Annotated in this window: 23 protein-coding genes; 20 read left to right on the top strand and 3 right to left on the bottom strand. The window is 46.3% G+C overall.

Annotated features, from left to right (window positions below):
- The first annotated feature begins 206 nt into the window (after positions 1-206).
- The 12 genes from VN447_RS16225 (at position 207) to VN447_RS16170 (ending at position 13,671) form a co-directional block, all read left to right on the top strand.
- Positions 207-2,264 (top strand): SpoIIE family protein phosphatase, encoded by a 2,058-nt coding sequence (locus tag VN447_RS16225; RefSeq protein WP_325526386.1) that lies wholly within the window; start codon positions 207-209, stop codon positions 2,262-2,264.
- Between the two features lie 63 nt (positions 2,265-2,327).
- Positions 2,328-3,146 (top strand): DMT family transporter, encoded by an 819-nt coding sequence (locus tag VN447_RS16220; protein ID WP_325526385.1) that lies wholly within the window; start codon positions 2,328-2,330, stop codon positions 3,144-3,146.
- A gap of 175 nt (positions 3,147-3,321) precedes the next feature.
- On the top strand, positions 3,322-3,585 hold the full coding sequence (locus VN447_RS16215; RefSeq protein ID WP_325526384.1) for a hypothetical protein: 264 nt from the start codon (positions 3,322-3,324) through the stop codon (positions 3,583-3,585).
- A complete protein-coding gene (serA, locus tag VN447_RS16210; protein WP_325526383.1) occupies positions 3,582-5,162 on the top strand; it encodes a phosphoglycerate dehydrogenase in 1,581 nt (526 codons plus the stop codon). The genes VN447_RS16215 and serA overlap by 4 nt, the downstream gene beginning before the upstream one ends.
- A 319-nt stretch (positions 5,163-5,481) precedes the next feature.
- Complete coding sequence (locus tag VN447_RS16205; RefSeq protein ID WP_325526382.1) at positions 5,482-6,624, top strand: FAD-binding oxidoreductase; 1,143 nt, start codon at positions 5,482-5,484, stop codon at positions 6,622-6,624.
- 20 nt (positions 6,625-6,644) lie between these two features.
- A complete protein-coding gene (locus VN447_RS16200; protein WP_325526381.1) occupies positions 6,645-7,913 on the top strand; it encodes a (Fe-S)-binding protein in 1,269 nt (422 codons plus the stop codon).
- Positions 7,914-7,925: 12 nt separating this feature from the next.
- Positions 7,926-9,302: an FAD-binding oxidoreductase gene (locus VN447_RS16195; protein WP_325526380.1), complete on the top strand. Its 1,377-nt coding sequence runs from the start codon at positions 7,926-7,928 to the stop codon at positions 9,300-9,302.
- 39 nt (positions 9,303-9,341) lie between these two features.
- The gene (locus tag VN447_RS16190) at positions 9,342-9,527 is read left to right on the top strand and encodes a 4Fe-4S binding protein (protein ID WP_414714921.1); all 186 of its coding nucleotides are present in this window, start codon (positions 9,342-9,344) and stop codon (positions 9,525-9,527) included.
- 31 nt (positions 9,528-9,558) lie between these two features.
- Positions 9,559-10,695, top strand: coding sequence for a 2-oxoacid:acceptor oxidoreductase subunit alpha (locus VN447_RS16185; RefSeq protein ID WP_325526378.1), 1,137 nt, complete (start codon positions 9,559-9,561; stop codon positions 10,693-10,695).
- A 25-nt stretch (positions 10,696-10,720) separates the two neighbouring features.
- A complete protein-coding gene (locus VN447_RS16180; RefSeq protein ID WP_325526377.1) occupies positions 10,721-11,539 on the top strand; it encodes a 2-oxoacid:ferredoxin oxidoreductase subunit beta in 819 nt (272 codons plus the stop codon).
- Between the two features lies 1 nt (position 11,540).
- Positions 11,541-12,062 (top strand): 2-oxoacid:acceptor oxidoreductase family protein, encoded by a 522-nt coding sequence (locus VN447_RS16175; protein WP_325526376.1) that lies wholly within the window; start codon positions 11,541-11,543, stop codon positions 12,060-12,062.
- A gap of 208 nt (positions 12,063-12,270) precedes the next feature.
- Positions 12,271-13,671, top strand: coding sequence for a DASS family sodium-coupled anion symporter (locus VN447_RS16170; RefSeq protein ID WP_325526375.1), 1,401 nt, complete (start codon positions 12,271-12,273; stop codon positions 13,669-13,671).
- Between the two features lie 62 nt (positions 13,672-13,733).
- Here the strand turns inward: VN447_RS16170 and VN447_RS16165 are convergent, their stop codons facing one another.
- On the bottom strand, positions 13,734-14,156 hold the full coding sequence (locus VN447_RS16165; RefSeq protein WP_325526374.1) for an EamA family transporter: 423 nt from the start codon (positions 14,154-14,156) through the stop codon (positions 13,734-13,736).
- 184 nt (positions 14,157-14,340) lie between these two features.
- On the opposite strand from VN447_RS16165, the gene VN447_RS16160 reads away from it, so the two are divergent.
- The 4 genes from VN447_RS16160 to VN447_RS16145 all read left to right on the top strand — a co-directional run bounded on the left by VN447_RS16160 (position 14,341) and on the right by VN447_RS16145 (position 19,071).
- Entirely contained in the window at positions 14,341-15,759 is a 1,419-nt protein-coding gene (locus VN447_RS16160; RefSeq protein WP_325526373.1) for a hypothetical protein, read from the top strand.
- Between the two features lie 201 nt (positions 15,760-15,960).
- Positions 15,961-16,920, top strand: coding sequence for a 6-phosphofructokinase (gene pfkA / locus VN447_RS16155; RefSeq protein WP_325526372.1), 960 nt, complete (start codon positions 15,961-15,963; stop codon positions 16,918-16,920).
- A gap of 102 nt (positions 16,921-17,022) precedes the next feature.
- On the top strand, positions 17,023-17,418 hold the full coding sequence (locus VN447_RS16150) for a DUF350 domain-containing protein (protein WP_325526371.1): 396 nt from the start codon (positions 17,023-17,025) through the stop codon (positions 17,416-17,418).
- A gap of 171 nt (positions 17,419-17,589) precedes the next feature.
- Complete coding sequence (locus VN447_RS16145) at positions 17,590-19,071, top strand: methyl-accepting chemotaxis protein (RefSeq protein ID WP_325526370.1); 1,482 nt, start codon at positions 17,590-17,592, stop codon at positions 19,069-19,071.
- Here the strand turns inward: VN447_RS16145 and VN447_RS16140 are convergent, their stop codons facing one another.
- Both VN447_RS16140 and VN447_RS16135 read right to left on the bottom strand, forming a co-directional pair.
- Positions 19,072-19,407 carry a cupin domain-containing protein gene (locus tag VN447_RS16140; RefSeq protein WP_325526369.1) on the bottom strand — a complete coding sequence of 112 codons (336 nt, stop codon included), beginning with the start codon at positions 19,405-19,407 and terminating at the stop codon, positions 19,072-19,074.
- 127 nt (positions 19,408-19,534) lie between these two features.
- Entirely contained in the window at positions 19,535-19,822 is a 288-nt protein-coding gene (locus tag VN447_RS16135; protein ID WP_325526368.1) for a hypothetical protein, read from the bottom strand.
- Between the two features lie 220 nt (positions 19,823-20,042).
- Here VN447_RS16135 and asnB point away from each other — a divergent pair, with 220 nt between their 5' ends.
- The 4 genes from asnB to VN447_RS16115 all read left to right on the top strand — a co-directional run bounded on the left by asnB (position 20,043) and on the right by VN447_RS16115 (position 25,613).
- The gene (gene asnB / locus VN447_RS16130) at positions 20,043-21,887 is read left to right on the top strand and encodes an asparagine synthase (glutamine-hydrolyzing) (protein ID WP_325526367.1); all 1,845 of its coding nucleotides are present in this window, start codon (positions 20,043-20,045) and stop codon (positions 21,885-21,887) included.
- 149 nt (positions 21,888-22,036) lie between these two features.
- Positions 22,037-22,225 (top strand): small, acid-soluble spore protein, alpha/beta type, encoded by a 189-nt coding sequence (locus tag VN447_RS16125; protein WP_325526366.1) that lies wholly within the window; start codon positions 22,037-22,039, stop codon positions 22,223-22,225.
- Between the two features lie 274 nt (positions 22,226-22,499).
- Complete coding sequence (locus VN447_RS16120; RefSeq protein ID WP_325526365.1) at positions 22,500-23,876, top strand: hypothetical protein; 1,377 nt, start codon at positions 22,500-22,502, stop codon at positions 23,874-23,876.
- A 246-nt stretch (positions 23,877-24,122) separates the two neighbouring features.
- A complete protein-coding gene (locus VN447_RS16115) occupies positions 24,123-25,613 on the top strand; it encodes a WD40 repeat domain-containing protein (protein WP_325526364.1) in 1,491 nt (496 codons plus the stop codon).
- Positions 25,614-26,281 lie beyond the last annotated feature (668 nt).

Here is a 26,281-nt window from a genome sequence, read left to right as displayed (position 1 = left end):
AACTTCCGCAAATAATACTTTATTTTTCAAAAATACCTGCCAATGAGATTGCAGCAGCGATTGAGCGATTACGGCAGGCCTGGTTTCCTGTAAATTAATAGAGGGAAATAATATTAAATGCAGCGAAGCTGGGGTTAGTGGTGCTATAATATAAAAATATAGAGTTTTATATGTGAATAGGTGCCTTACTGCAAGGATGTGTAAGAGTGTTGAGTAATAAGCATAGTCGAAAAATGGCGGATGAACCTGTTGTTAAATCATTGTTTTCTCATTTTACGCAACATACAATTCAAAGATTTCCGCTACGGCTAGTGTTTTCTTTGCCATTTATGGTTCAATTTCTCTTAGCGTCTTCTTTGATTGTTTCTATTCTTTTCTATGGCGGTCAAGAAGCGATAGAATCGTTGATGAAACAAATGCGTCAGGAGGTCCTCGAGCGGGTACACGAGCAATTGGACCGCCATATGCGGGAACCGGTACGGCTCAACCGTCTGAACGCTGAGGCATGGCGTATGGGTTTGCTGGACCTTTCCGATCAAGGTATACGTGAAAGGTATTTCTTCAATAATATCCGGGCTTTTCCTGATGCTGCCATGACCTTTGTGGGACTGGCTGATGGGACCTTTTATGGAGCCAGGCGTAAGATGTCAGGTGAAGTTCAGGTAGTCCGGAACAATCGGGAGACTGGTGGCGACTCGTGGTACTATACAGTCTCGGAGAAAGGTGAAGCTGTCGACCGCCAGGAGGTTTTCCGGAGTTTTGACCCACGTACGCGGCCGTGGTATGAGGCAGCCCAGCGTGCTGGCGGGCCGACTTTCAGTGGCATTTACCGTCACTTTATTTTTCTTGAACCGACTATTACTGCGACTCATCCAATATTTAATGCAGAGGGGCGCCTGATAGGGGTATTTGGGGTAGACTACCTCTTATCCTGGTTGGGTGAGATGCTGCGAGGGTTGCCGATCGGTCCTTCTGGTCAGGTATTTATTACCGATTCCCAGGGGTTTCTGGTGGCTGCATCTGCTTTATCCAGCCCGTTCCGGGAAGGACAAAATGAAAGAATCCGGGCTATAGACTCCAGTAATCAGGTGCTGCAGCAGGCTGCGAAGACGCTGTCTGACCAAGCGGCAAGTGGCTCATATGAGTTTAATCTGGAAGATCATTCTTATCTGGTAGATGCACGGCAATTTAAAGAGGGTGGCCTCGACTGGAATATCTATATTGTGCTTGCAAGCGATGATTTTTTGGGTGATATACATAAAGCTGTATACCGCACTGTGCTCGTAACCTTAGTGGTTATTATGGCGGTATTCTTTATGGCTGTGTGGACATCGGGATGGGTTGTGAGACCCATTCTAAGACTTAACAGTGCCGCCCGCGAACTTGCTGAAGGACGGCTACTGCCGGTACCTGACATAGAACGTCAAGATGAGTTAGGGGAACTTAGCCGCTCCTTTAATAAAATGGCCCGCCAGCTGACAGATTTGGTCACAAATCTGGAGCTTAGAGTGGCTGAGCGAACGCAGCAATTGGCAAAGAAAACAACTGCTGAGTACGAAATGCGCGAGAAATTATACGCTGAACTGGCTAAAGCAGGCCGCGGACAACAAGCAATGCTACCGGAAGATATTGAGCAGCCACCGTTGCGACTGAAAACTATTTATAAACCGTACATGCTGGTTAGTGGTGATTTTTGCAGCTATCATTGGATTAAAGAAAATGCTGTCCTGTTTGGTTATCTTATTGACGTCACCGGGCATGGCCTGGCGACCGCGCTGCAAACAGCAGCGATAAATGTTATGATACAGGAAATTGTACATATGAATTATTCGCTGTCTGATATTATGGGGGAACTTAATCGCAGGGTAGCTCGCTATTTTAAAGATGATTTGCTGGTTGCTGCCTTTTGTTTTGAGGTGGATTTGGAGCAGGGTGAGCTTCGTTATACAGCAGCCGGAATTACCGAATTCTATATTGACTCTGTTGCTGTTACCGGGCGTATAAAAACACCAGGCTGGTTTCTCGGGGTTAGTGAACAGGCGCAATTCGAGGTACATACTCTCCCCTTGCGTAGCGGTGACTGTTTTTGCTTTTATAGTGACGGAATAGCAGATCTGCTTGTTGAGGGGCGTGAATTTCCCGGGGGAATGGTCTTTTCGGATTTGGTGGAAGCTGCTGCACAATTAGCCGGAGATGGTGTTTGGCGAGATGATGCAACCGTGATGTGTATTGAGATCTGTAAAGGATTTAGCGAAGAAATATAGGTAGGTGTTATATTGAACTGGCTACAGAGTTTTAAGTTTTCAGAGCGTTTGCGAGGTATCTTTTTGCTTGCAGTCACTGCCGTGTTGTGGAGTACCAGTGGGATTGGAATTAAGTGGATTGAATGGAATCCAATGGCGATTGCCGGTGCTAGAAGTGCTATTGCGGCTATCGTTATTTGGGCGGCCTTCCGCCATTCGCCGGTCTGTTGGAACAAAGCATCGTTTTATGGGGGAGTGGCCTATGCTGTCATGATGCTGACCTTCGTTTCAGCAAACAAGCTGACCACTGCCGCTAATGTTATTTTGTTGCAATATACTTGTCCGATCTTTGTTGCAATCCTTGGGGTTATATTTTTAAATGAAAAACCCGGTTTGTATGATTTGGTGACAATTAGTTTTGTTGGCGGCGGAATGGTGCTGTTTTTTCAGGATCAAATGTCGGCAGGAGGACTTGCCGGAAACCTGCTGGCTATCGTCAGTGGGATGTCGATGGCAGTTATGGCAGTGTCGATGCGCCTGCAGAAGGAGGGATCCCCTTTCGGGTCTGTTTTGTTGGGCAATGTGCTGACTTTTTTATGCGGCTTACCGTTTATGTTTGAGGGTTCACCCGGGGTTGGCGGCTGGACGGCTATTGTAGCGCTTGGATGTATCCAGATTGGTTTATCCTATGTCCTGTATTCTATAGCTATAAAATATGTAACCGCCCTCGAAGCCTCGATCATTACTATGATCGAACCAATCCTCAATCCGCTGTGGGTATTTTTGCTCCTGGGTGAAGGGCCTGGTCTTTGGTCACTAATCGGCGGCAGTGTTATTTTGCTGGCTATCGCTGCCCGCTACATTATACCTGCTATTAAGTCACAGGCAGCCACCAGTGGCTAACCTGGGGTTATGTACCAAGGTGATTAGTGATTAGCTTGGCACTTTTTCTGTAAATATAGCTAAGTAGATGTTAATGTTGTACAATAACTGCTCCTGAAAAAGACACTTGACTTGTACTTGCGAACACATTATAATGATAACAAGTTTATATCATACATGATGATCAGGAAGCCTAATGGAAGGTGTTCAGAGAGACGGCGGTTGGTGCGAGCCGTTACACCGAACAGAATGGTTCCGCCTGGGAGTGACTGGTGAGGAATCAGAACGGGATCCGCCCATTATAGCGGCTAAAGTTGGCCGGAAGGCAACATGGGTGGCAACGCGGGAAAGTTCTCGTCCCTATTGGGATTGGGAACTTTTTTTATTTTGCCGAACACATGTATTTTTGACCGCATTCGAGTATATAATTTTAGAATTAAAAATGGAGGTAGGATTATGAGAGTATTAGTTTCTGAACCGATAGCCCAAAAAGGACTTGAAAGACTCACTGAAGAAGGAGCCGTAGTTGATATAAAGACTAGCTTGACGCGGCAGGAGCTCCTGGAGGTTATTGGGGATTATGAGGCTCTTATTGTACGAAGTAATACCAAAGTCAACGAAGAATTGTATCAAAAAGCCACTCGCTTAAAAGTAGTGGGACGCGCCGGTAATGGTGTGGATAACATTGATATGGAGGGTGCCACTAAGCGCGGTATTATCGTTGTCAACACACCGGAATCCAATGTCGTGTCGGCAGCGGAACTTACACTGGGACTCCTGTTTGCAACTTGCCGCAATATTCCCCAGCTCCATAACCGGCTTAAGGAACGAGTTTGGGATCGTTCTGGTCTTAAAGGCATGGAGCTTCAGGGTAAAACAGCAGGCATCGTTGGATTGGGACGAATCGGGTCTTTAGTGGCAACCCGTTTGAAGTCGTTTGGAATGAATATTATTGCCTATGATCCCTATATCAGTGATACCCGGTTTAAAAACCTTGGTGTGGAGAAGAAAGAAAAACTGGAAGATCTGATGAGCGAATGCGATATTCTTACCGTACACACTCCGAAAACAGATGAGACATATGGCATCATCGGTAAAGAACAGTTTAAGGTTGCAAAAAAAGGGCTTACAGTCATCAACTGCGCCCGGGCCGGGATCGTGAACGAAGAAGCTCTTATGGAAGCCATAAAAGGAAAAATTGTCAAGAGAGCTGGCATCGATGTTTTGGAAGGGGAACCTCATGCCACTTCGCCGCTGCTTGAGTTCGATGATGTGATCGTTACGCCTCATGCCGGCGCTGACACGGTAGAGGCCCAGGATAATGTCGGTATAACAGTGGCCCAGGAGGTAATTTCCGCGCTAAGGGGAGAAATGGTGCCGAATGCGGTCAATCTTCCTACGCTGCATACACAAGACCTGGACACCATCAAAGCGTATTTAAGATTAGGTGAGACATTGGGTAAGATGTATTACCAATTGGAAAAAGAAGCAGTCGAGAAAGTAGAGATCTTGTATCGGGGTGAGGTAGCGGCACTTGAAACCTCGGTGATCTCACTAGCTATATTGAAAGGGCTGTTTGAGCCTGTACTTAAGGAACGTGTGAATTATGTCAATGCCAATATCATCGCCAAAAGCAGAGGCGTCGCAGTAACCGAAAGCAAAGAATCTACAGTGGATAATTACCTGACTTTGGTTACACTCAAGGTAATATCAAAAGGTAAAGAGTTTACAATCAGCGGCACCACATTTGGCAGAGGGGAACTAAGAATTGTTGAAATCAATGGCTATGAATTTGATGTCAACCCCATGCCTTATATGCTGATAGCGGAAAACATTGATAAGCCAGGTGTTGTCGGACAAATGGGTACCTTATTGGGCGTTGGTAAAGTCAATATTGCTACTATGCAGCTTGGCCGAAAGACTACTGACCAGCGAGCAATGATGGTTCTGACCGTTGATTCGGAGGTTTCAAAAGAGACCTTGGAATTCCTTGGCGGGGTAGAAGGGATCTTAAGAGCTCGTTTTGTGAAAATATAGCTTCATATGCGAATGTAAGGAGCCAATCGTCTAAGGCGGGCCGGAGGAGTGACCTGAAGACGTAACAAGGTAGCCGCCTTGGACGGTCTGGCTGGAGTAAAAAAGCACTCAAAATGAGTGTTTTTTTTACATAATCAAAAATGTATAAAACGTTGTGATTTGGGTATGACGACTTAGGCTTTTCATTAGGGAAAGCGTGTTTTGGTTAATGGATTCAATGGGTTCGTCAGTCAATTCCTGCGTTTGGTCATAAATATATGCCGAATTTATAGATAAGCAACTAGTATAGTGTTAGAGATAGTTTTAAGGAGGAAATTACGTGAACCAATCAGTGTCACCTCAGTCCATCGAGGAGTTGCAGCACGTGGTTCGGACATCATCTGATACTGGACGTCCGATATATGTCTACCGGAAAGGTAATAATGATGGACTAACTGTCGATTTGTCGAAGTTAAACAAAATTATTGAGATTGATGCAGCTAACCTTGTCGCGACAGTAAGCCCTGGTGTCAAACTGGGAAAGCTTGCCGAAAAGTTAGCTGAACAAGGCCTGCGCTTTATACCTGCCGATACCCCGTTTTATCATGATAAAACAGTAGGACAATTATTTTATGAAGGTTATTCTAATATATCAAGTTTAAAGTATGGGTACACAAAGCATTTTCTTATGGGATCAGAGATTGTATTGCCTACAGGTGAGGTCTTAAAAACAGGAGGAAAAACGGTCAAGAATGTGACCGGCTACGATTTTACCCGTTTTTTCAACGCTCCGTACACAGATTATGGTATTACGGCAAAATTTCTTCTTAAGCTGCTGCCTTTGCCAGAGACTCGTAAGGGCATAGCCGCCACATTTACCGTGTTAGAGAAGCTGTTGGCTTTTGTAAAAGATCTGAAAGATAGCCGCGTGGTTCCTGCTTACTTACTATGGAGTGATCTTAGTGTGCAAAGCATATTCAAAGCCGATGTACAAGGTCAGCTTATCATGATGGAGTTTGATGGTTTATATGAAGAGGCCTCTGAACAATCTCAAAGTGCAAGCGCCCTGATAAAGAAACATGGTGGGACAATCCGGGAAGCTTCTGACGGATGCGGGCAGACAGCGATAAAGTGGAGTATGCTGTATCAGCCAGGTGACAAGTATGTACTGACAGATGAATTTAAAATGTCTTTTACTCGTCAGGAGGAGTTTATAAAAGCATTTTACACAATAACCCAAAACAGTTGTGTTCAAGCAGGTCTATTTGGTCAATTGGCAGAAGGTAAGTTGAATATTGCTTTTGCAGCGCAAAGACCGGAGAATGGTTTTGTCGATGCGGTTATAAAAGCAGTTAGTCAGGCTGGGGGAATCTCCTCTGGCAAATATGATCGTATTACAGGTAAGCATGGGAGTGGAGTTCTGGCAGAGCTTGAGCAGAAAGCAAAAGCAGCTTTTGATCCCAAAAAGATATTAAATCGCTGACTTCACAGGGGGTGACACAAATGGAGAATAATTATGCTCAGTGGCAAAAGCAACTGGTTAAGTGCATTCGTTGTGGCACTTGCCGCTCAGTTTGTCCGGTATTTCAAGCCTCAGATAACGAAAATACTACTGCCAGAGGCAAGGTTAAGTTGCTAGAGGCAGTTAGCGAAGGAAAATTAGAGCTAACACCGGAGCTTCAAACCCGAATGTCGAAATGTCTATTATGCAAAGCCTGCGCTCCAGGCTGTCCATCAGGTGTGAGAACAGACGAACTGTTTTTAAGTGCAAGGCGTGCTTTAGCCGCGAAAAACGGTTTACCTATGGCTAAGAAGTTGGCTTTCACCGGACTTACCTATCGTAAGCTATTCGACATGGGCCTCAAAATGGGTGCGCTATTCCAGGGAGTTGTCTTTAAAAATGCGCCTGATGGCAGAGGTAAACTAGCTCGTATTCCCATGCCTAGCGCCGGACTCAGCCAGCGGAGAGTTATTCCGCCGTTATCAACATCGCCGCTGAGAAGTCGATTACCTGAGACTAACCGGGTGGCTTCGCCCAAAGCAAGGGTCGCCTTTTATACAGGCTGTATGCTCAATTATGTCTACCCGGAGGCGGGGGAGGCTATCGTCAAAATTCTCAAGGCTCACGATGTAGAGGTAGTCATTCCTGCAAAGCAAAGCTGTTGCGGGACACCGGCTTTTACCTCAGGCGACTACCAGGTAGGGCGCTATTTGGCTGAGGAAAACGTAAAAATACTGGCTGCCGGGAATTATGACGCAATCATAACCGGTTGTGCGTCTTGCGGGGCGGCCTTAAAGCATGAATATGGTTTAATTATTGAAGATCCGGAGGTTAAGAAATCCTGGGAAGTGCTTTCCGGGAAGGTGAAAGATATTACTCAATTCGTTGTTGACATGGGGATAAAGCAAGACCTGCGGGAAGTAAGAGCTAAGATTACTTACCATGATCCTTGCCATCTTGTCAGAGGGATGGGGGTATCAAAAGAACCGCGACAGCTATTAAAAGCCATTCCGGGAGTGGAATTTGCTGAGATGAAAGACGCTGCCAAGTGTTGCGGAGCAGGCGGGACTTTCAGTATGGCCTACTACGATGTTTCCCGGACCATTAATGACTGGAAGCTAGACAACGCCGAAAAAACAGGGGCCAACATTCTGGCAACAGGCTGTTCGGCCTGCCGTATGCATATAACTGACGGACTGGGACAAAGAGAGAGCAGCATGCGGGTATTGCATACTGCTGAAATCATTGCCAAGGCTTACGGCCTGGAATAGGGGGTGAGAAAGTTGGATCAGCAAGTAATCGCCGAATTAAAACGCCTGCTTGGTCATCAATATGTTATGGATCAGTTAGAAGACCGGATCTGTTATTCTTTTGATGCCACTTTCCGGGACTTCCCGCCGGATGTGGTCGTTAAACCTGGAAGCGTGGATGAAGTGGTTGCTATTGTTAAATTAGCCGGCAAATATAATATTCCGGTAACCGCCAGGGGCGCGGCCACAGGCTTATCCGGTGGCTCAGTTCCTGTAAAAGGTGGAATAAGCCTCGTCTTAACTCGTCTCAATAAGATTATTGAGATCGATGCAGCAAACCGGGTAGCCGTAGTCGAGACCGGGGTCATTACCGAAGATTTTGTTAATGCCGTAAACCAGGCCGGACTCTTCTACCCGCCTGACCCGGCCAGTGCCAAGACATCAACCATGGGCGGCAATATCGCCGAATGTGCCGGTGGCCCCCGCGGCGTAAAGTATGGCATTACCCGGGACTATGTGTTAGGGTTGGAAGTCGTCTTACCAGACGGTAACGTAGTAGAACTGGGCAACAAGTTTGACAGTGAGATGGCTGGCCCCGACTGGGGGATGCTCCTTGTCGGTTCAGAGGGCACCCTGGGCATTGTGACAAAGGCCTATCTGAGACTAGTCGACAAACCGAGTGCCAAACAAACGCTGCTTGCCATCTTTAATAGTTTGGATGACGCAGCCCGCACAGTCAGTGACATGATTGCTTCCGGGACCATCCCTACGACGCTGGAGATTATGGATAACCAGACCATTCGCGCGGTAGAGGACTTCCTTAAAGTTGGACTGCCGGTGAGTGCAGAAGCCATCCTCCTGATTGAGGTCGATGGGAGTGCGGCTTCGATAGCCAAACAGGCAGAGCATGTCATGAAAGTGTGTAGACAATGCGGTGCAACTGAGATCCAGGCAGCCTCTACACCGGAAGATATTGATAAACTATGGCGTGCCCGCAAGGCTATTTCGCCAGCCTGCGGCAAGATTAACCCTACTAAGATCTCTGAAGATGCCACTGTCCCCCGCAGCCAAATACCAGCCATGGTTCGCCGTCTGCGTGAGATAGCCCAGAAATATGATTTAAAGATGGTTATTTTTGGTCATGCCGGTGACGGTAATCTTCATCCCAATATTTTGAGTAATAAACACAATCACGAAGAAATGGAACGAGTAGAGCAAGCGGTAGAAGAACTCTTTAAAGCCGCACTTGACCTTGGCGGCACTCTGTCAGGTGAACATGGTATCGGTTATATGAAAGCGCCATTCCTGAAATGGGAAACAGGAGAAACTGGTTTTGCCGTAGGGCAAAAACTTAAAAAGGTTGTTGACCAGCAAGGGTTATTAAATCCAGGCAAGCTGTTTAATGCTTAAAAGTGCTTGTTTTGGAATTATGATATGGGAGGGAAGAAAATGCTAAAAACTAAGCCCCGTTTTTGTAAAGGTTGCGGCATCTGTGTAGAGTTCTGTCCTAAAAAGGTACTCACACTTGATGAATTCGCGAAGATTGAGGTTGCCAAGGCAGACGATTGCGTAGCTTGCGGACAATGTGAACTACGGTGTCCTGATTATGCCATCTATGTGACTGCAGATAAGTAATTAAAGGTATAACGAACGGAGGAATATATTCATGGCCAAAGCAGTACTTATGCAGGGGAATCATGCGTGTGCAGAAGGCGCACTTGCCGCCGGCGCCAGATTTTTCGCCGGCTATCCCATAACACCGTCCACCGAGGTTGCCGAGCTATTAGCGAAACGGTTGCCGCAGGTTGGCGGAACGTTTGTTCAAATGGAAGACGAGATTGCCGGGATGGCGGCCACAATCGGCGGGGCTTTGACAGGCGTTAAGTCCTTAACAGCAACAAGCGGCCCCGGTTTTTCCCTAAAACAAGAACTAATCGGCTATGCGTCAATGGCCGAGGTTCCTTGCGTCATCGTAAACGTTCAGCGGGTTGGCCCCAGCACCGGTCAGCCGACATCGCCGGCCCAGGCCGATATCATGCAAGCCCGGTGGGGGTCGCACGGCGACCGGGGCGTAATTGCCCTCAGCCCAGCCAGCGTGCCAGAATGCTTTAGCCTAACAGTAGAAGCCTTTAACCTTGCTGAGAAATACCGCACACCCGTTGTGCTGCTGCTTGATGAGATCATCGGGCATATGCGGGAAAAAATAGAGATCCCTGACCAGGCCAGTCTGAAAATTGTCAATCGTAAAAAGCCAAGCCTGCCGCCTGGAGAGTTTCTCCCCTACAAGCCTGACGCTGACGGTGTACCCCCGATGCCCGCTTACGGCGACGGCTACCGGTTCCATGTGACCGGACTGGCGCACGACTATACCGGCTTTCCCAGCGGAGCAAACAGCACCTCTCATGAACTGATTGCCAGACTCCATACAAAAATCACAGATCATCTTGATGATATCGTCACCTTCGAAGAACAGAGTATCGAAGATGCCGAGATTGCCGTCATTGCTTTCGGCGGCACAGCCCGTACAGCCTATGCCGCTATTGAAATGGCGCGGCAGCAAGGCATCAAGGCCGGCTTATTCCGGCCCATCACAATCTGGCCGTCGCCCGAAAAGCAGATTAAAGCCTTAGCTAAGCAAGCCAAAACAATCATAGTCGCCGAACTCAACTACGGACAATATGTCGATGAAGTTGAACGGATAGTTGCCGGACAGGCCAAGGTCGTTTCCCTGGCCAAGTGGAATAACGATCCGATTACACCTCAGGAAATGGTAGCAGCCATCAAAGAAGCAAATGCTAAATAACCCAACTAAGGAGGAGGGAACAACCATGGAACAACTACTTGAAAAATACTTTCGACCCAAATTGCCGCATATCTGGTGCCCCGGTTGCGGGAACGGCATTGTCACCGCAGCCATCGTTCGGGCGATTGATAAACTGGGGCTTGATCAAGATAAGACAACCATCGTTTCCGGTATCGGCTGCTCATCACGGGCGCCCGGCTATCTGCACTTCGACACCCTGCACACCGCTCACGGCCGTGCCCTGCCGTTTGCTACCGGCATTAAGCTTACTAAACCTGACCACAAAGTCCTTGTGATCACCGGTGATGGTGATGCAACCGCCATTGGCGGCAACCATTTCATCCATGCCGCCAGGCGCAATATCGACCTCACCGTCATTGTATTTAATAACAACATCTATGGCATGACCGGCGGCCAATATTCCCCCTTAACCCCGCAAATGGCCAAAGCAACAACCGCCCCCTATGGCAATATCGACCGTGCCTTTGATCTAGCCGAACTCGCTAAAGGGGCAGGCGCAACCTTTGTTGCCCGGTCAACCACCTATCATGCCAAACAACTTTCAGAACTTGTGGCCAAGGCGATTTCGCATGAAGGATTTGCCGTAGTAGAAGCCTTAACCGGCTGTCCTATTTCTTACGGCCGACAAAACAAGCTCAGTAAACCGGCCGCTCTTCTTGCCTGGCAGCGGGATAATACCGTCCCGGTAGAAGCTGCCGCCAAGCTTAAGCCTGAGCAATTGGCCGGCAAAATCAAGATCGGTGTGCTCCACCAGGAAACTGCACCCGAATATACTGCCGAATATGGCAAGGTAATTAAACAAGCGATGGGAGGGCGTTGCTAGTATGATGGAAGTCAGATTAAGCGGCTCAGGGGGACAAGGATTGATCCTTGCCGGCATCATCCTCGCCGAAGCAGCCATTGGGGACGGGAGAGAAGCCGTGCAGTCCCAGTCGTACGGACCAGAAGCCCGTGGCGGCTCCAGTAAGTCGGAAGTCATTATCAGCAATGACCGCATCCATTACCCGAAAGTGGCCGCTCCCGACCTGCTGCTTGCCATGACCCAGGAATCACTTAATAAATACGGCGCTGATTTAAAAGAAGAAGGAATATTAGTCATTGATACAACCTTTGTCCGGGAAGTACCGGCTAAATATAAAAATGTGCACGCTGTTCCCATTACCCAATTGGCCAAAGAGAAATGCGGCCGTGAGCTGTTTGCTAACATCGTGGCTCTGGGAACCATTACTAAACTTACAGGCTCTGTCAGTTTTGCTGCCTTGGAAAAAGCGGTTCTTGCCCGTGTGCCTAAAGGCACTGAGGAGATGAATAAGTTAGCTTTGCAGATAGGCTATCAGGCAGTATAAGCTATACCGATGATAACAACCTCTGGCAGTTGCTCTGTTAGAGGTTGTTATATTTTAGGGACCGCCTCTAACGGGCGTTTTTTTTGTCCCTGATATTATCCGTTGGTAATCGATTTTTCGTTGTTGGTCGAGATAGCATAGCTCCATAAGGCGCCAATGCTTAGAATTAAGATGAATTCAAAATATTTTATCAATAAGGAGGAGCAATATGAGTAAACAGAAATGGTTGTATCTCCTGCTAGCCTGTGCCTGCCTGTTTGGGGTTATCTGGCTGACGCCAGAGGCTAAAGGCCTTACTTTAGCAGGAAAAAAGTCGATTGCTGTAGCTATTTTTGCAATTATTGTCTGGGTTTCGCAGGCGCTGGATGACGCCATTAGCGGTCTTGTCATCGTGTTTTTACTTGCGGCACTAGGTGCTGCCAAACTGGGAGATGCCTTCAGTGGTTACTCAAATACCGCCGTCTGGCTAATTGTTATCGGGTTCATTATGGCCGGCTGTATGGAGAAATCCGGGTTATCAAAAAGAATTGCGTTACTGCTTGTAAATTCAGCTAAAGGTTCAGCAATAAAAGTGTATTGGGCAGTTGCCCTTGTTATGTTGGTAACAAGTTTCCTGGTACCTTCGATAACAGCCAGAACGCTATTAATGCTGCCTATCATTGTTGGTATTGGTCAGGCGTTCGGTGCCAAGCAGGGACAAAGTAACATCGTGAAGGCCTTGTTGTTTATTGTAGCTATGAGCGGCACAATGATGAGTATTGGTATTCTTACTGCTCATGTTGGCAACCCAATTACTGTCGGATTAATTGAAGTAGCCACTAAAAATACAATTTCCTGGTCGGCTTGGTTCCAAATCGGTGCTCCTCCCGCTTTTCTGCTTGCGGCAATTTCAGTATTTATACTGCAGAAAATGTGGGCTCCCGAGATTAAGACACTTGGAGAGGGGCAGGACTATGTGAGGAAGGAACTAGACTCACTCGGAAAATTCACTCGCCAAGAGGTATATACTACATTTGTTTTTTTATTAACACTGGTTTTATGGGCGACAGACTCTCTTCACAAGGTTAACGTCGTTTTGGTGGGTATGGTATCTGTCGTTCTATTATTGTGGCCCGGCTCTGGCGTTATGTCTTGGAAAGAAGCGCAGCAGAAAGTTCCCTGGAATATCTTTGTCTTATATGGCGCTGGCTTGTCCATGGGTACAGCGCTGGTAACGTCGGGAGCGGCGAAATGGCTGGCAGGCACTATGCTAGGCCCTATTAGTGCAATTCCGCACGCGACCCAAATGATTACTCTTATCTGGATAGTGACAGCGCTTCAGATATTCTTCACAGGGGGAGGCCCGAAAACAACTGCTCTAACCCCGATAATTATCGCCCATGCTGTCGCTATTGGTGTCGATCCATTGCCCTTTGCACTAATTCTGGGAATGAATATGCAACACCAATATCTTCTCCCGGTAAGCAATATGCCAAATGCCATCGCAATCGGAACAGGTCATGTAACCTCTGGCGAAATTATTAAGACAGGTGCAGTAATGAGCATTCTAGCAGCAATATTTATGAGTATTATGGTATTAACTTACTGGAAATGGATTGGTGTAGTATAGTTTGAAAGATTAAAAAACAAAGGCTGCTATTTCCAGCAAGGTAATGGAAATAGCAGCCTTTTTTACAGACTAATTAAAATCAAACCGATAGTTATAAAAACAGCGCCGATGATTTGGCTGCTGGTAATAATCTCATTTAACAGGAAATAGCTTAAGCTGATGGTTACCAGCGGCGCGCAAGACATAATGAGTGACACTTCATTAATATTGCCGTCTTTTAAGGCATAAAAATAGGCTAAATCGCCTAGCAGTGCGGCCAAAACGGCCTCAATTGTAATAATAATCCAGAGAGAAGGGGGAACAGTCAGCAGTTCGTTATAGCCTCTGGCACTGAGGAACCAGGCCGCAATAATAATAGCGGCAATCATAGTTCGCAAGACAAAAGCCGTAACTGGGTTTACGCTGTTTAAAACTGTCTTTCCGAATAGCGGAGCTAATCCCAGGCAGAAAACCCCGGCCAGAGCATAAATTAGAAACATCATCATTCCTCATTTCACGCAGCCCTGTTGTAAAATAAGTATGCTAAGATATGCTTAAAAATGAGTTTTGATTCAGCAGGACACAAAAAAAGGCCGACTGCGTGACGTGCAGCCGGACTATATTTTGAGTACCTAAATCTTCCCCTTCAGCATATCTTGTAGGGAATATGAAGTACAAGGGGGAAGCGGTATGGGAGTAGAGCTTACGGCGCTGCACTATGTGTACTTACTATTTATTTTTTTGATACTGGGCGTAATGCTGATGAGACGGGATACTTCTTTAGTCTGCATTATTGGGATTTTTATTATCGGCTTGATGGTTAAAGGGTCAATATATCAGGCAGTCAGCGGAATTTTCCATAGTTTCATTTATGCGATTACCGAGTTGTTAGGGACAATTCTAATTATCTCAATTATTGTTGCTATGAGCCGGATTTTACTGGCTACAGGCATTAATGAAGCCATGGTATCTCCCATAACCAAGCTGATTCGTACGCCATCCCAAGCGTATTGGATAACAGGCTTATTAATGATGGTTATTTCGTGGTTTTTCTGGCCTTCACCGGCAGTGGCGCTTCTTGGAGCAGTACTTTTACCTGTAGCAGTAAGGGCTGGATTACCTGCCATGGGGGTGGCTATGGCGATGAATCTATTCGGGCACGGCATTGCTTTATCAGGAGATTTTGTCATTCAGGGTGCGCCAAAGCTGACAGCAGCTGCTGCCGGCATCCCTGTACAGAGCGTTGTAAGCGCCAGTGTACCATTAGTATTTATAATGGGTTTAGTAGCAACCGTTACAGCATATTGGCTGCTGATGAGGGATGTACAGCGTAACGAGAGTCTGAGCGGTAAAGTAATGGAATTATCTAGTAGCAAAGTTTCTTCAGACGTTGAAGAGAATGATGAGGCGTTGCGAAGTGCGTTGCCGGAGAATATAAAAAATGTGCTGGCCATATTAGTCCCTGCCCTATTCCTCCTGGATGTAGGTATTATGTATGTCGCTAATCTGCAAGGCGGAGATGCTACCGCGCTGATAGGTGGTACGGCTGTATTTATCTTGGTGTTGATTACTTTATTAGCGTATAGAAATCAGGGTTTAGAGAAGATAACTGCATATTTTATCGATGGTTTTACATTTGGCTTTACCATTTTTGGTCCTGTAATTCCAATTGCCGCTTTTTTTTATCTGGGTGATGCCGGTATTACTCAGATTATGGGCAAAGTACTGCCGCTGGGCTCGCAGGGAATTGTTAATGATATTGGTTTGGCGATTGCCAGAATAGTGCCTCTTAACCCTGGGGTTGGCGCTGCTACGTTAACAATTGTTGGCGCAGTAACAGGCTTGGATGGTTCGGGATTTTCCGGGATATCTTTGGCCGGATCGATAGCACATTTGTTTGCTACGGCTATTGGATCAGGAATTGCAACTCTGACAGCATTAGGTCAAATTGCCGCTATCTGGGTGGGTGGGGGTACGCTCGTGCCGTGGGCGTTGATTCCGGCAGCAGCTATCTGCGGCGTAAGTCCTTTTGAGCTTGCCAGACGCAATTTGATTCCGGTAGTTTCAGGTCTGATAGTCACCACGATTGTGGCGATGTTTTTAATTTAGATAAACGGGAAAAATAGCCCTAAAGCTCAGTATGAAAACCTAGTGGACCAAATTTTCATGTATAGTTGAGGTTACTGGCAGGCAATTGATTATATTTGCCGAAGTATATACCATATTTATCTGATGGCTCAGCCGCTCTAAGACTCCTTTCTTCCCGGAGTGGGGATCAAGGGCGGCTGAGTTGGGAAAGGCAGGGGTAGTGTGAAGAAAATTGCAGTGATAACCAGCGGCGGCGACTGCCCGGGGATGAATGCGGCAATCCGCGCGGCCGTTCGTGTAGCTTTGGCGCAGGATGCTGAGGTGTGGGGGATTAGAAACGGCTATGCCGGCATGATATCTGGTGATATGAAAGTGCTCGATTCACGGTCAGTAGGCGATATTATTCAAAAAGGCGGTACTTTTCTGGGGACGGCCCGGAGTGAGGAATTTAAGACATTAGCAGGCCGGCAAAAAGCAGTCGCCAATTTAGAAGCCCGTGGAATTGAGGGCCTGATTGTCATTGGTGGTGATGGCTCACTTACTGGAGCCAAACATCTTGGCGAGCTAGGCATTAAGTTTGTAGGATTGCCTGGGACAATTGACAATGATATTTGGGGTACTGATTATACTATCGGGTTTGATACCGCGGTAAATACTGCTCTTGACGCTATCAATAAACTGCGGGACACAGCTTCAGCCCACGGGCGGGTCATGTTGGTTGAGGTAATGGGGCGGGCTTGTGGTTGGATCGCGCTTACTGCGGGTTTGGCCGGTGGCGCTGAAATTATCCTCATTCCGGAGGACCCATTTTCCCAAGAGGACATTTGTAAACAATTGTTGGAATCTCGCGCTAAAGGCAAGCAATATAGTATCGTTGTTGTGGCTGAAGGAGCAGGCAGTGCAATTGATCTTGGCAAGTACATCCGGGCTAATACAGGACTGGAGACCCGGGCATCGGTACTTGGGCATATCCAACGCGGCGGAGCGCCAACGGTCTCAGATCGGCTGCTTGCCAGCCGGTTAGCAGAGACAGCGGTAAGAGCACTGCTGGGCGGTAAAACTGACATCATGATTGGCTATAGGAATCGCCAATGTGTAGAGGTCGCAATTGAGGATGCTGTTGGCAAGAAAAAAGACATCGATCCGGAATTATACCGACTGGCTCAGGTTTTATCCCAATAATGAACAATCCCGCATTATTTCCTGGGAAATGATGCGGGATTTTGTCTAACATTCGAATACTGTTAGGTAAAATGCGTCAAAAAGGGAATAGTAATAAGTACTATGATAAATCAAATTCAATCTACTCTGGCCTGTTTTACGATTGCTTCACTTATTATTTTACTAACAGTGTTCGTATTTATTAAAATGACAAAATACAACGATTGGGAAGAGATTCAAAAAGGGAATCTGGCTGCCGCGCTGGCACTTGGCGGTAAGGTATTCGGAGTTAGCAATGTTATGAGGTTTGCTATTGTTGCTCATACTTCGCCGCTGGATACGGTTGTCTGGGGTACGCTTGGCCTGGCTTTTCTTGTCCTGGTTTACATGGCTTTTGAGTGGCTGACGCCGCAGATTGATGTAAATAAGGAAATAGGATCAGGCAATACCGCAGTTGGATTTATGGCGATGATTTTCGCAGCCTCTATGAGTTATATTATTGGCGCAAGCATATCGTAAACTTACCAGAACACAATGAATGTACACTTGATACAGATAATTGACAAGAATGTCTAATGCAGTATAAACCAGGTTTTATTTACCCTTGCCTTGATGCTATATTATATAGTATATTTATTGGAAAAATGAAGAAATTTGTCGCTTGGCACTCAGACAAGGGAGAGTGGAGTTATGACATTATGGTTTGGGAAAAATAAAGCCATTGATAAACTTAGTAAACTAACTGCTCAGTATTCAGCCGGTGATATGTCTGTCAAGATTAATATAGATGAATATCCGGCAGAACTATACCCTTTAGCAACAAACATTGCCGCATTAGCGGATATGCTTCGCACCTTTGCGCAGGAAACTCAGGTATCATCAAGCCAAGTTTCGTCAGCAGTAAACCAGGTAAACGATGTTATCGGTCAAGCGGCCTGCCTGGCGGAACAAGCTCGTAAGGAAGCCAGTACTGCCGACCAGTTGACGCAGGATATTGCAGGAGAGACTAAACATGCAGCCAGGCAGATTGATGAGATTATGGCGGCAACGCAAACCATTACTGCTGTAGCCGGCGATATTTACCAAGACAGCATTACTTCAAAAAATATGGCGGCGCAAGGCTATGAGGCGGCGGCCAAGGTAACAATAGCTATGGATTCTATCCGCCAAGCATCAGCCGAAGTAGGAGAAAGAATTACGGCCTTGACACAAATGGCAAGGGATATTGATAGTTTTCTGGCTACAATCCAAGGCATATCGGCGCAGACCAATCTCTTGGCACTTAACGCCAGCATTGAGGCTGCCCGAGCCGGCGAACATGGACGTGGTTTTGCTGTTGTGGCGCAAGAGATTCAGAAATTATCAGATGCCAGTGCGATTGCCGCAAATTCGGCAAACAAACTGTTGGCCGAGATTGACGGTGGCGTATTGGCAGCGGCAAAGGCTGCTGAGGTAGGGACAGCCGCCGTTGAAACCGGAACCAAAGAAATGAGGGAAGCCGATGCCAGCCTTCAGGCTATTTTAGCGGCCAGTTCCCAGGTGGAAGCAAAAATGTCAAAGGCCAGTGCTGCTAGGCAGAACCAGTTTGCCGCTACGCAGAAAACAGCAGATTTTCTAGGGCAGATCGCCAGCATGGCTGCTGAAGCCGCTAGCCGGATGACGACAGTAGCCAGTTCGATAGAACAGCAGGATAAACATCTCGGTGATACCCGGAACATGGGAGATGTGTTGGCTAAGGTAGCTGAACATCTAGTGGCAACTACCGGTAAAATAACACTGATTGACATAAGCAGTCGCCAGCAGGCCGAACTTGACGGCAAAATAGCCAAGCTACGCAGTATGCTTGAACAAACAGTAAAAAACCAACGAATCATAGGTATGGATGCGGCTAGCCACAAAGAAATACTGAGCGGCCTCCTAGCTCAAAATCCTGAGCTTGAGGCCGCCTGGACGAATCTTATAGATGGACAGTTTGTTGTTTCCTTGCCGCCTGCCGGAATTGCCAATGCGCAGACCAGAGAATGGTTTAACCAAGCCAAACAAGGGAAATTCTACGTCTCGCAGGTGTATGTTTCAGCTATATCCCATCAGCCATGTCTAACCATTTCACTGCCGATTGCTGACAGTATGGGGAGAATTATAGGTGTGCTTGGTGTAGATTTAAAGCTGTAATTACATAACAAGTACGAGCAGCATTTTGAAGTTTTCGACAGCATCAAGGCCGTGCGGAATATCGGCCGGCATAACGACTACTTGGCCGGTTGTTGCAGTAATTTTTTCGCCTCCGATGGTAATATCGGCCCGACCATCGAGAATATAGACCATGGCATCGCCAGGAGCTGAGTGAGTGCTGATCGCTTCGCCTTGAGCAAATGCGAACAGTGTCATACTGAGCGTTTTGTTTTGTGACAAAGTCAGGCTTACCACTTTACCAGGCTGATAATCCACCAAATTAACCATGTCATGTGCCTTGCTGAACTCAATATTTTTTATGAATTGTTTTTCCATAAATAAAACCTCCTTATTTTGGGTGATATTGGATATCTTTGTATTTAGTTTAACAAATCAGATATGCTATACGCTGTGACAAAAGTCACGGTTCGCAAAAAAACAGGCCGGAGTCGGCCTGTTTTTTTTAACGCACGTCATCATTCAAATCCAAAGCGCCGTCTTCGGAAACACGTACATTAAGACTAACTTTTTCTTCATGACCCCATAGCATTCTTGCGACCAAGCTATTGGTAGCGTGTTTATTGCCTGGTTTGAGCTCCTCTGTCCGGAGGGCATCCTGGGTGGCATCAAGACCACTCTCATGGTATACGGCTCCCGCGTTGTCAATATCGGCGCCTTCCTGATAATCGGGACTTGTTGACGCCTGGGGCGTGATCATGTTTGTTTCTGAAGATTGTTTAGTTTCAGCCATAGTAAATTCCTCCCTGCATGAATCGGGTGTGCCTGAATTTAGCGTATCCGTTGAACCCCTGCACCATACATATTTTCTTAGCATGCTGTGACAATTGTTTGCTAAGATGCATATTTATAAGCATGTAAATTAACACGTGAGGCAAAGTCGCCTGTGCAGCATGCCAGAAAGTTGGTTTGGCGTTCACAGGCTATATCTTTTTACAGGAGATGATTATACAATGTGCGGGATTACCGGTTGGATTGACTGGCAGGAAAATCTAACAGAAAGAAGCCATATCTTAGCAGCTATGGTTGAAACACTGGCTGCACGCGGACCAGACGCCCAGGGAGCCTACATTACGCCACGGGCAGCATTAGGGCACCGCCGCCTTAGTGTTATTGACCCTGTGGGCGGTGCACAGCCCATGATTCGGTTTCGCGGTGATCAAAAATTTATAATCACTTATAACGGTGAGTTGTATAATACACCAGAAATCAGACAGCAGCTTGAAGACCGAGGCTATACATTCAGTACGCATTGTGACACTGAAGTGCTGCTCGTAGCTTTTATCGAGTGGGGGCCGGCCTGTGTTGAACGGTTCAATGGCATATATGCCTTCGGCATTTGGGATGAGGCCAAGCAAAGTCTATTTTTAGCCCGTGACCGTATTGGGGTTAAACCACTGTTTTATACTGAGCAAGGCAGTAGTTTTATTTTTGGTTCAGAGCTTAAAACACTGCTGGCGAATCCATTGGTGCGCCCGGAAATCGATGAAGAAGGTTTAGCAGAGGTTTTCATGATCGGGCCGGCCCGTACGCCCGGGCATGGTGTATTTCGTGGTGTCAAGGAACTAAAGCCCGGACATTATATGGTTTACAATCGGCAGGGCAAGTTTATCAAACAGTATTGGGCGCTTGAATCAAAGCCTCACTATGATAATTTCGATACTACAACAGCTAAAGTGCGTGAACTTTTAATTGATACCGCAGAGCGCCAGTTGGTGTCAGATGTACCGATATGCACACTGCTGTCGGGGGGGCTTGATTCCAGTGCGCTTACCGCGTTGGCTGCCATGTCTCATAAAAAGTCAGGTCTGGGGAGTCTACATACCTATTCCGTAGACTATGTAGATAATGAGCTGTACTTTAAGGCGAACAGCTTCCAGCCCAATCCGGATGCACCCTGGGTCACGCGGGTATCAGAGCATTTTGGCACATATCACCACAATATACTATTAGATACGCCGGAATTAGCAGAGAGTCTCAGACCTGCTGCACTTACTCGTGATTTGCCGGGTATGGCTGATATTGATACCTCGCTGTATCTATTCTGCCGTGAAATCAAAAAAGGAGCCACAGTTGCCTTATCAGGCGAGTGTGCTGATGAGGTTTTTGGCGGTTATCCCTGGTTTCAGCGGGAAGACATGATTAATGCAACGACCTTCCCCTGGTCACCGAGACCGGAAATTCGTATTCCCTGGCTAAAGCCCGAAATACAGTCCAAGATTAAACCGGCTGAATATTTGGCCCAGCGCTACAGTGACGCACTTGCTGAAGTACCGCGCCTGCCTGGCGAGGATGCGCGCTCGGCCAGAATGCGCGAGATCTTTTATCTCAGCCTTACCCGGTTTATGCCAACCCTCCTCGACCGTAAGGATCGTATGAGCATGGCGTTTGGTTTAGAGGTCAGAGTACCTTTCTGCGACCATCGTATTGTTGACTATGTATGGAATGTGCCTTGGAGCATGAAAAATGTCCAAAATAGGGAAAAGGGATTATTACGTTACGCCTTGGAGGGAATTTTACCGGAAGATGTATTGTGGCGGAAAAAAAGTCCTTATCCCAAAACACATAATCCGGCGTATACTAAGGTGGTTGTCGGTGAGGCCCTTGCCATCTTAAATGACCCGGCATCACCGCTAAAGGCACTCCTTGATATTGATAAACTGAAAGAGATTGCTCAGACTGATTTGTCTGCTTCTAATATTCCGTGGTTTGGGCAGCTGATGAGCGGACCCCAGCTTTTCGCCTATCTCATTCAGGCGGATCACTGGATGCGCGAATATAAGGTTCAGGTGCTATAGATTGTAAAAACCGCCGTTCCATTGCTGCTGCAATGTTGCGGCGGTTTTTCAATGAGTTTTTTTGTAAATGAATAATTTGTGTAAAATCGATACATATTATTCTTAGGTTCCATAAAAAAACTGGAGGTGGTATTGTGGGTAAAGGCGTAATGTCCGAGAAGTTGAAATACGAGTTAGCCCATGACCTCGGGTTTGGTGAGAAGGTCGAGGACGGAGATTGGAGCGACGTAACCACGGGGGAAGTTGGTTCGATGGTCAGAGAAGCTATTAAGCGCGGCGAAGAAGCTATGGCTAAGGAAGCCGAAGCAAACGGCAAAGCCTATCAGAACGCGGAATAATAATGAACCCGAAAGTCTAAAGTTGGACTTTCGGGTTCATTTTCATTTCTTAGCAGGCATGAAATTTAATAAAAAAAATTTTTGAAAACCTATACTTGTTGCTCTAAACTGTACGGATAAAGAATAGGAGGATAATTTATATAGCTGCTCTATTACATAAGACAAGAGAGTGATAGTTTCATGAATTTCATGGCCAGGGGGCCTTTTTTTGTTGCTGTGCGGCAGATTTAGCAAATTCAATAAAAATAGCAAAAAAGTTTGAGGAGATGAGAAAATGAGTTTATTAGATCAAGAAGATGATTTTCTTAGCACATATGAGCAGCAATTACAAGATCAAATTAATCAGGTTGATGTAAATGATGCGGTGATGCAGGGGGACAAAGATTCACTAACACCGATAGAGTCACCGAGAGTGACCCTAAATTCCGCAACCACCGCTTCTAAGCCGCCGTCTCCTTTGGTGTGGAACATGCGTGACATGACAGCGTTTGGTTCGTCTGCATCGGCTAATTCTTTATATAATTTTAAAACGGATAACTTTTCATTCTATCCTGATGCAGCACATGGATTTATGGATAAATGGAGATATAATTTTGATATAATCTTAGGACCCAATAATATAGCTTTTATTGATGCAACGCTAAGCCATATAGATATTGCATTGGGGTTTCATTTGGAATATAATCCAAATGGAATATTGTGGAGGGTCAGCAGCTCAGGGTTACCCCATCCTGATGACTTAGACAAGTATATTGTGCAGAATCAAGTAATCGAAGGTGCAACTGAGCTTACAACTACTGATGCTCAAAGCAATAACAATATACTCGGGTCTAGCACTGCGGCCAAAAATGAGACTGATATGACGCCTAAAACCGTCAAAGCAGCAGCTGCAGCTCAAGGTAGCAATATTTCAACTAAAAAAGGCACTGGGGGAGGCAGTGAGGCTGATTCAGAACGTGCAAAATGGCTCATATTGGAGAAGGGTAGTTATAATATTGGTCCTGGCAGTGCAATAAATGCGGCGTTCAGTAGCGCCATATATTATGACGGTAGCCAGAAGATTCCCGATGGGTTTAGATCAATAGGGAACTGGTGGAACAAAAAGACAGACTACTATGCCGAATACTTTACAGATGACAAACAAATTGTTGTTGTTTTCCGTGGAACACCAGGTATTATCAGTAAAGCCTTTTTCGACAGTGACATAAAACTTATGTTTAAAGAGTGGGTACCGCAGTTTGCCGATGTAGAAATAACTAAGCAACAAGTTGAAGATTTGGTGGCAGCCAACCCTGAGTTACAAGGTCTCCCAATCTCGGCGACCGGACATTCTCTCGGCGGCGCCAATGCGCAGTACTTTACTTATATTAGTCAAGGTAGGTATCCTTCGGAGACTTTCGGCGCGCCTGGAATCGTTGGGTCGCTGTTAGCAGGGAATAAGGAGGTTGCCGGCGTTAATAATCTATTAGTAATAAACAACGTTAACATATATGACCCTGTCGGTACATCGGAATTTGGTGGGCATGTTGGAGCCGTAAGGAAATATGATATGCATCCGAACTATTTTTCTCCAGATCCGACAAGTGAGTGGGCTACGGATAATTGGCTTATTGAACATAGCATTAATACATATCAATCTTATTTTGGTTAATGGACTGTTCTTCCGACTGGTTCCTTTGCACTAACAATACTCTTTCTAGCTGACAAATTGTAGAATAATTGTCGCTGAGGTCGTAAACCATCTTTTGTAGTAAAGAATTACAATTATTCAAAGTACTATGGCTTTCTTTTTCCCGTATTTGTAAAATTTGTGCTACAATAAAGATGGTAGTATATGCTAAATGCGGGGGCCTGAAGATGACTCAGGCTATTTTGTGGGTGGAGGGGAGGCTGATCAATGAGCAGGGATCCGATAGGCATATTGTTGCTGAAGGCCGGTACGTTTTTATATGGCGTTATTGTAATATATCAGATTTACGCGGGGATCGTGCATTATTTGTCAGTCTTGGCGCTGCCGGTCATTACGGCGCTGGCCTTATGGCGTCCACGGATCGTAGGCTGGATTTTCTTATGGGTTGCTTTTTCCTTTCATTTTCTGTACTATGCTCTCAATTTTATAAGTTTACTAGCTATGTACATTGGTATCGGTTTTATAATGGAATGGTGGCCGGGGCTCAAGTTACCCTTTTTAGGGGATAATGCCTTGATTTGGCTCGTGAAAGTCTTGATTTTTCTCGCTGCCGCGATATTTGTCGGTGCAAACAAACAGTTATTTGATACCCCAGACAATCAACGTCCTTCCCATATAAGGAAGGCCTGCGCGATACTGTTGGCCGCAATCCTGCCTTTTTTGCCGTGGATCGAGCAGACCGCCTGGAACGCATTGGATCCTCGGGTACTGGACAACCAAACAGAGATCAAGGGTATCTGTTTCAGTCCGGACGGCCAAAAAATCGGGGTAATCAACGGTGGGCCAGATCCTATTAATATTTGGAACGTTGAAACAAAAAAGTTTGTTTCGCTGCGTGCTTCTCATAATGAACCGACTAATTCACTGGCTTTTAGCCCTGATGGCAAATACGTTGCTCTCGGATATGGGCAGGCCTACGGCTATAGAAAATACGAAGCGAGGGAAACGGTTAAAATTGACCTTTGGGAATTGGCAACCGGAAAAAGAATCGAATTACGGCGAACCGAGCCTGTTGATTTAGAAAAAGATTCCCATAGGCAAGTCAATAGGGTCGCTTTTAGCCCGAATAGTGCGTATCTTGCCTGCTCGTCGGGGAGCGACAATGAATTTATTGAAATATGGGATGTCGGCAGCGGAAAACTGGTAAAGACTTTTAATACCAAAGGTTCGGTAATCTCCTACACGCCAATGGCGTATAGCCCTGACGGCAAATCCGTAGCTACAAAATATGCCTATGGCGAAATTGCAATTTGGGACCTAGAGACCGCGGCGATAGCCCGCAGACTCACGGAGGGGTACAAAGGTATTATACATGAGATTGCGTATAGCCCTGACGGCAGGTATTTAGCCGCTGCATTCAATAAGGAGTGGCCGGGGTCAAAAGGTGGTACTGCAAAAGGATTTATTGACATCTGGGATGTGGCGGCAGGAAAAATAGATAAAACACTGCAATGGGACTCTGATAATCATATCAAGGGTTTGTCCTACAGTCCTGACGGCAAGTATATAGCATCTTTCCAATTGGGAGATGTGGTGAACATCTGGGATGTGGCCGGAAGCAGGCAAATTGATACGTTGACAGGGCCTGTTTACGAGAAGCCGATAGCCAGTGTGGCGTATAGCCCGGACGGTAGGTATTTAGCTATAGCGAACGGACAGTATATCAAATTATATGGTATGAAGAAGAATGGGGAATAAGGTAGAAGAGAGACCGTGTTCGGTACCCAAAAGAAACGGTTACCACAGCCGATATATGGTCATAAAACGGCCAAATAAGGTTTATAGTAAAAGGTGTATATACGATGTCTTACCTCATGTAACCTGACGTTCGATATTCCGGCGTATCGACGTACTCTTTTGACCTTCATCCCCCAAAGGAAGTCCACCTAACGAGAAAAATGCTAATATAGAACAAAGCGGTGGACGGACGTGAGAAAAAACGAAATCTATCCAAGAGGTCGACAGGAAGAGTGGTATCTCAAAAATGGACTTATACTGCTGGAAGAACAAAATTGGTAGCATGCTTCCGAGGGATGTAAAAAGGTTATTCAGATACATCTCATTGGAGCGACGTGACCACAGGTGAGGTAGGCTCTATGGTAAGAGAAGCTATCAAGCGCGGCGAAGAAGCTATGGCTAAGGAAGCCGAAGCAAACGGCAAAGCCCATCAGAACGCGGAATAATAATGAACCCGAGAGTCTAAAGTTGGACTTTCGGGTTCATTTTCATGTGCGCCCAGCATGGGCGCTTACTTGTTGGTGAAAGTCCAATACGGGGGTTGATAGTGCCAACCGTTAGCCTAAGACAAGGGTGTCGCCTGTGAGGGCGAATCTGAAGGAAGTCGGCGGCAAAACTCCGGTCTGAGG

The sequence above is a fragment of the Sporomusa sp. genome (assembly GCF_035561155.1).
In the GTDB taxonomy this organism is placed as follows: domain Bacteria; phylum Bacillota; class Negativicutes; order Sporomusales; family Sporomusaceae; genus Sporomusa.
The sequence above is the reverse complement of the archived record's forward strand: the minus strand, read 5'-3'. Positions and strand labels throughout refer to the sequence as shown.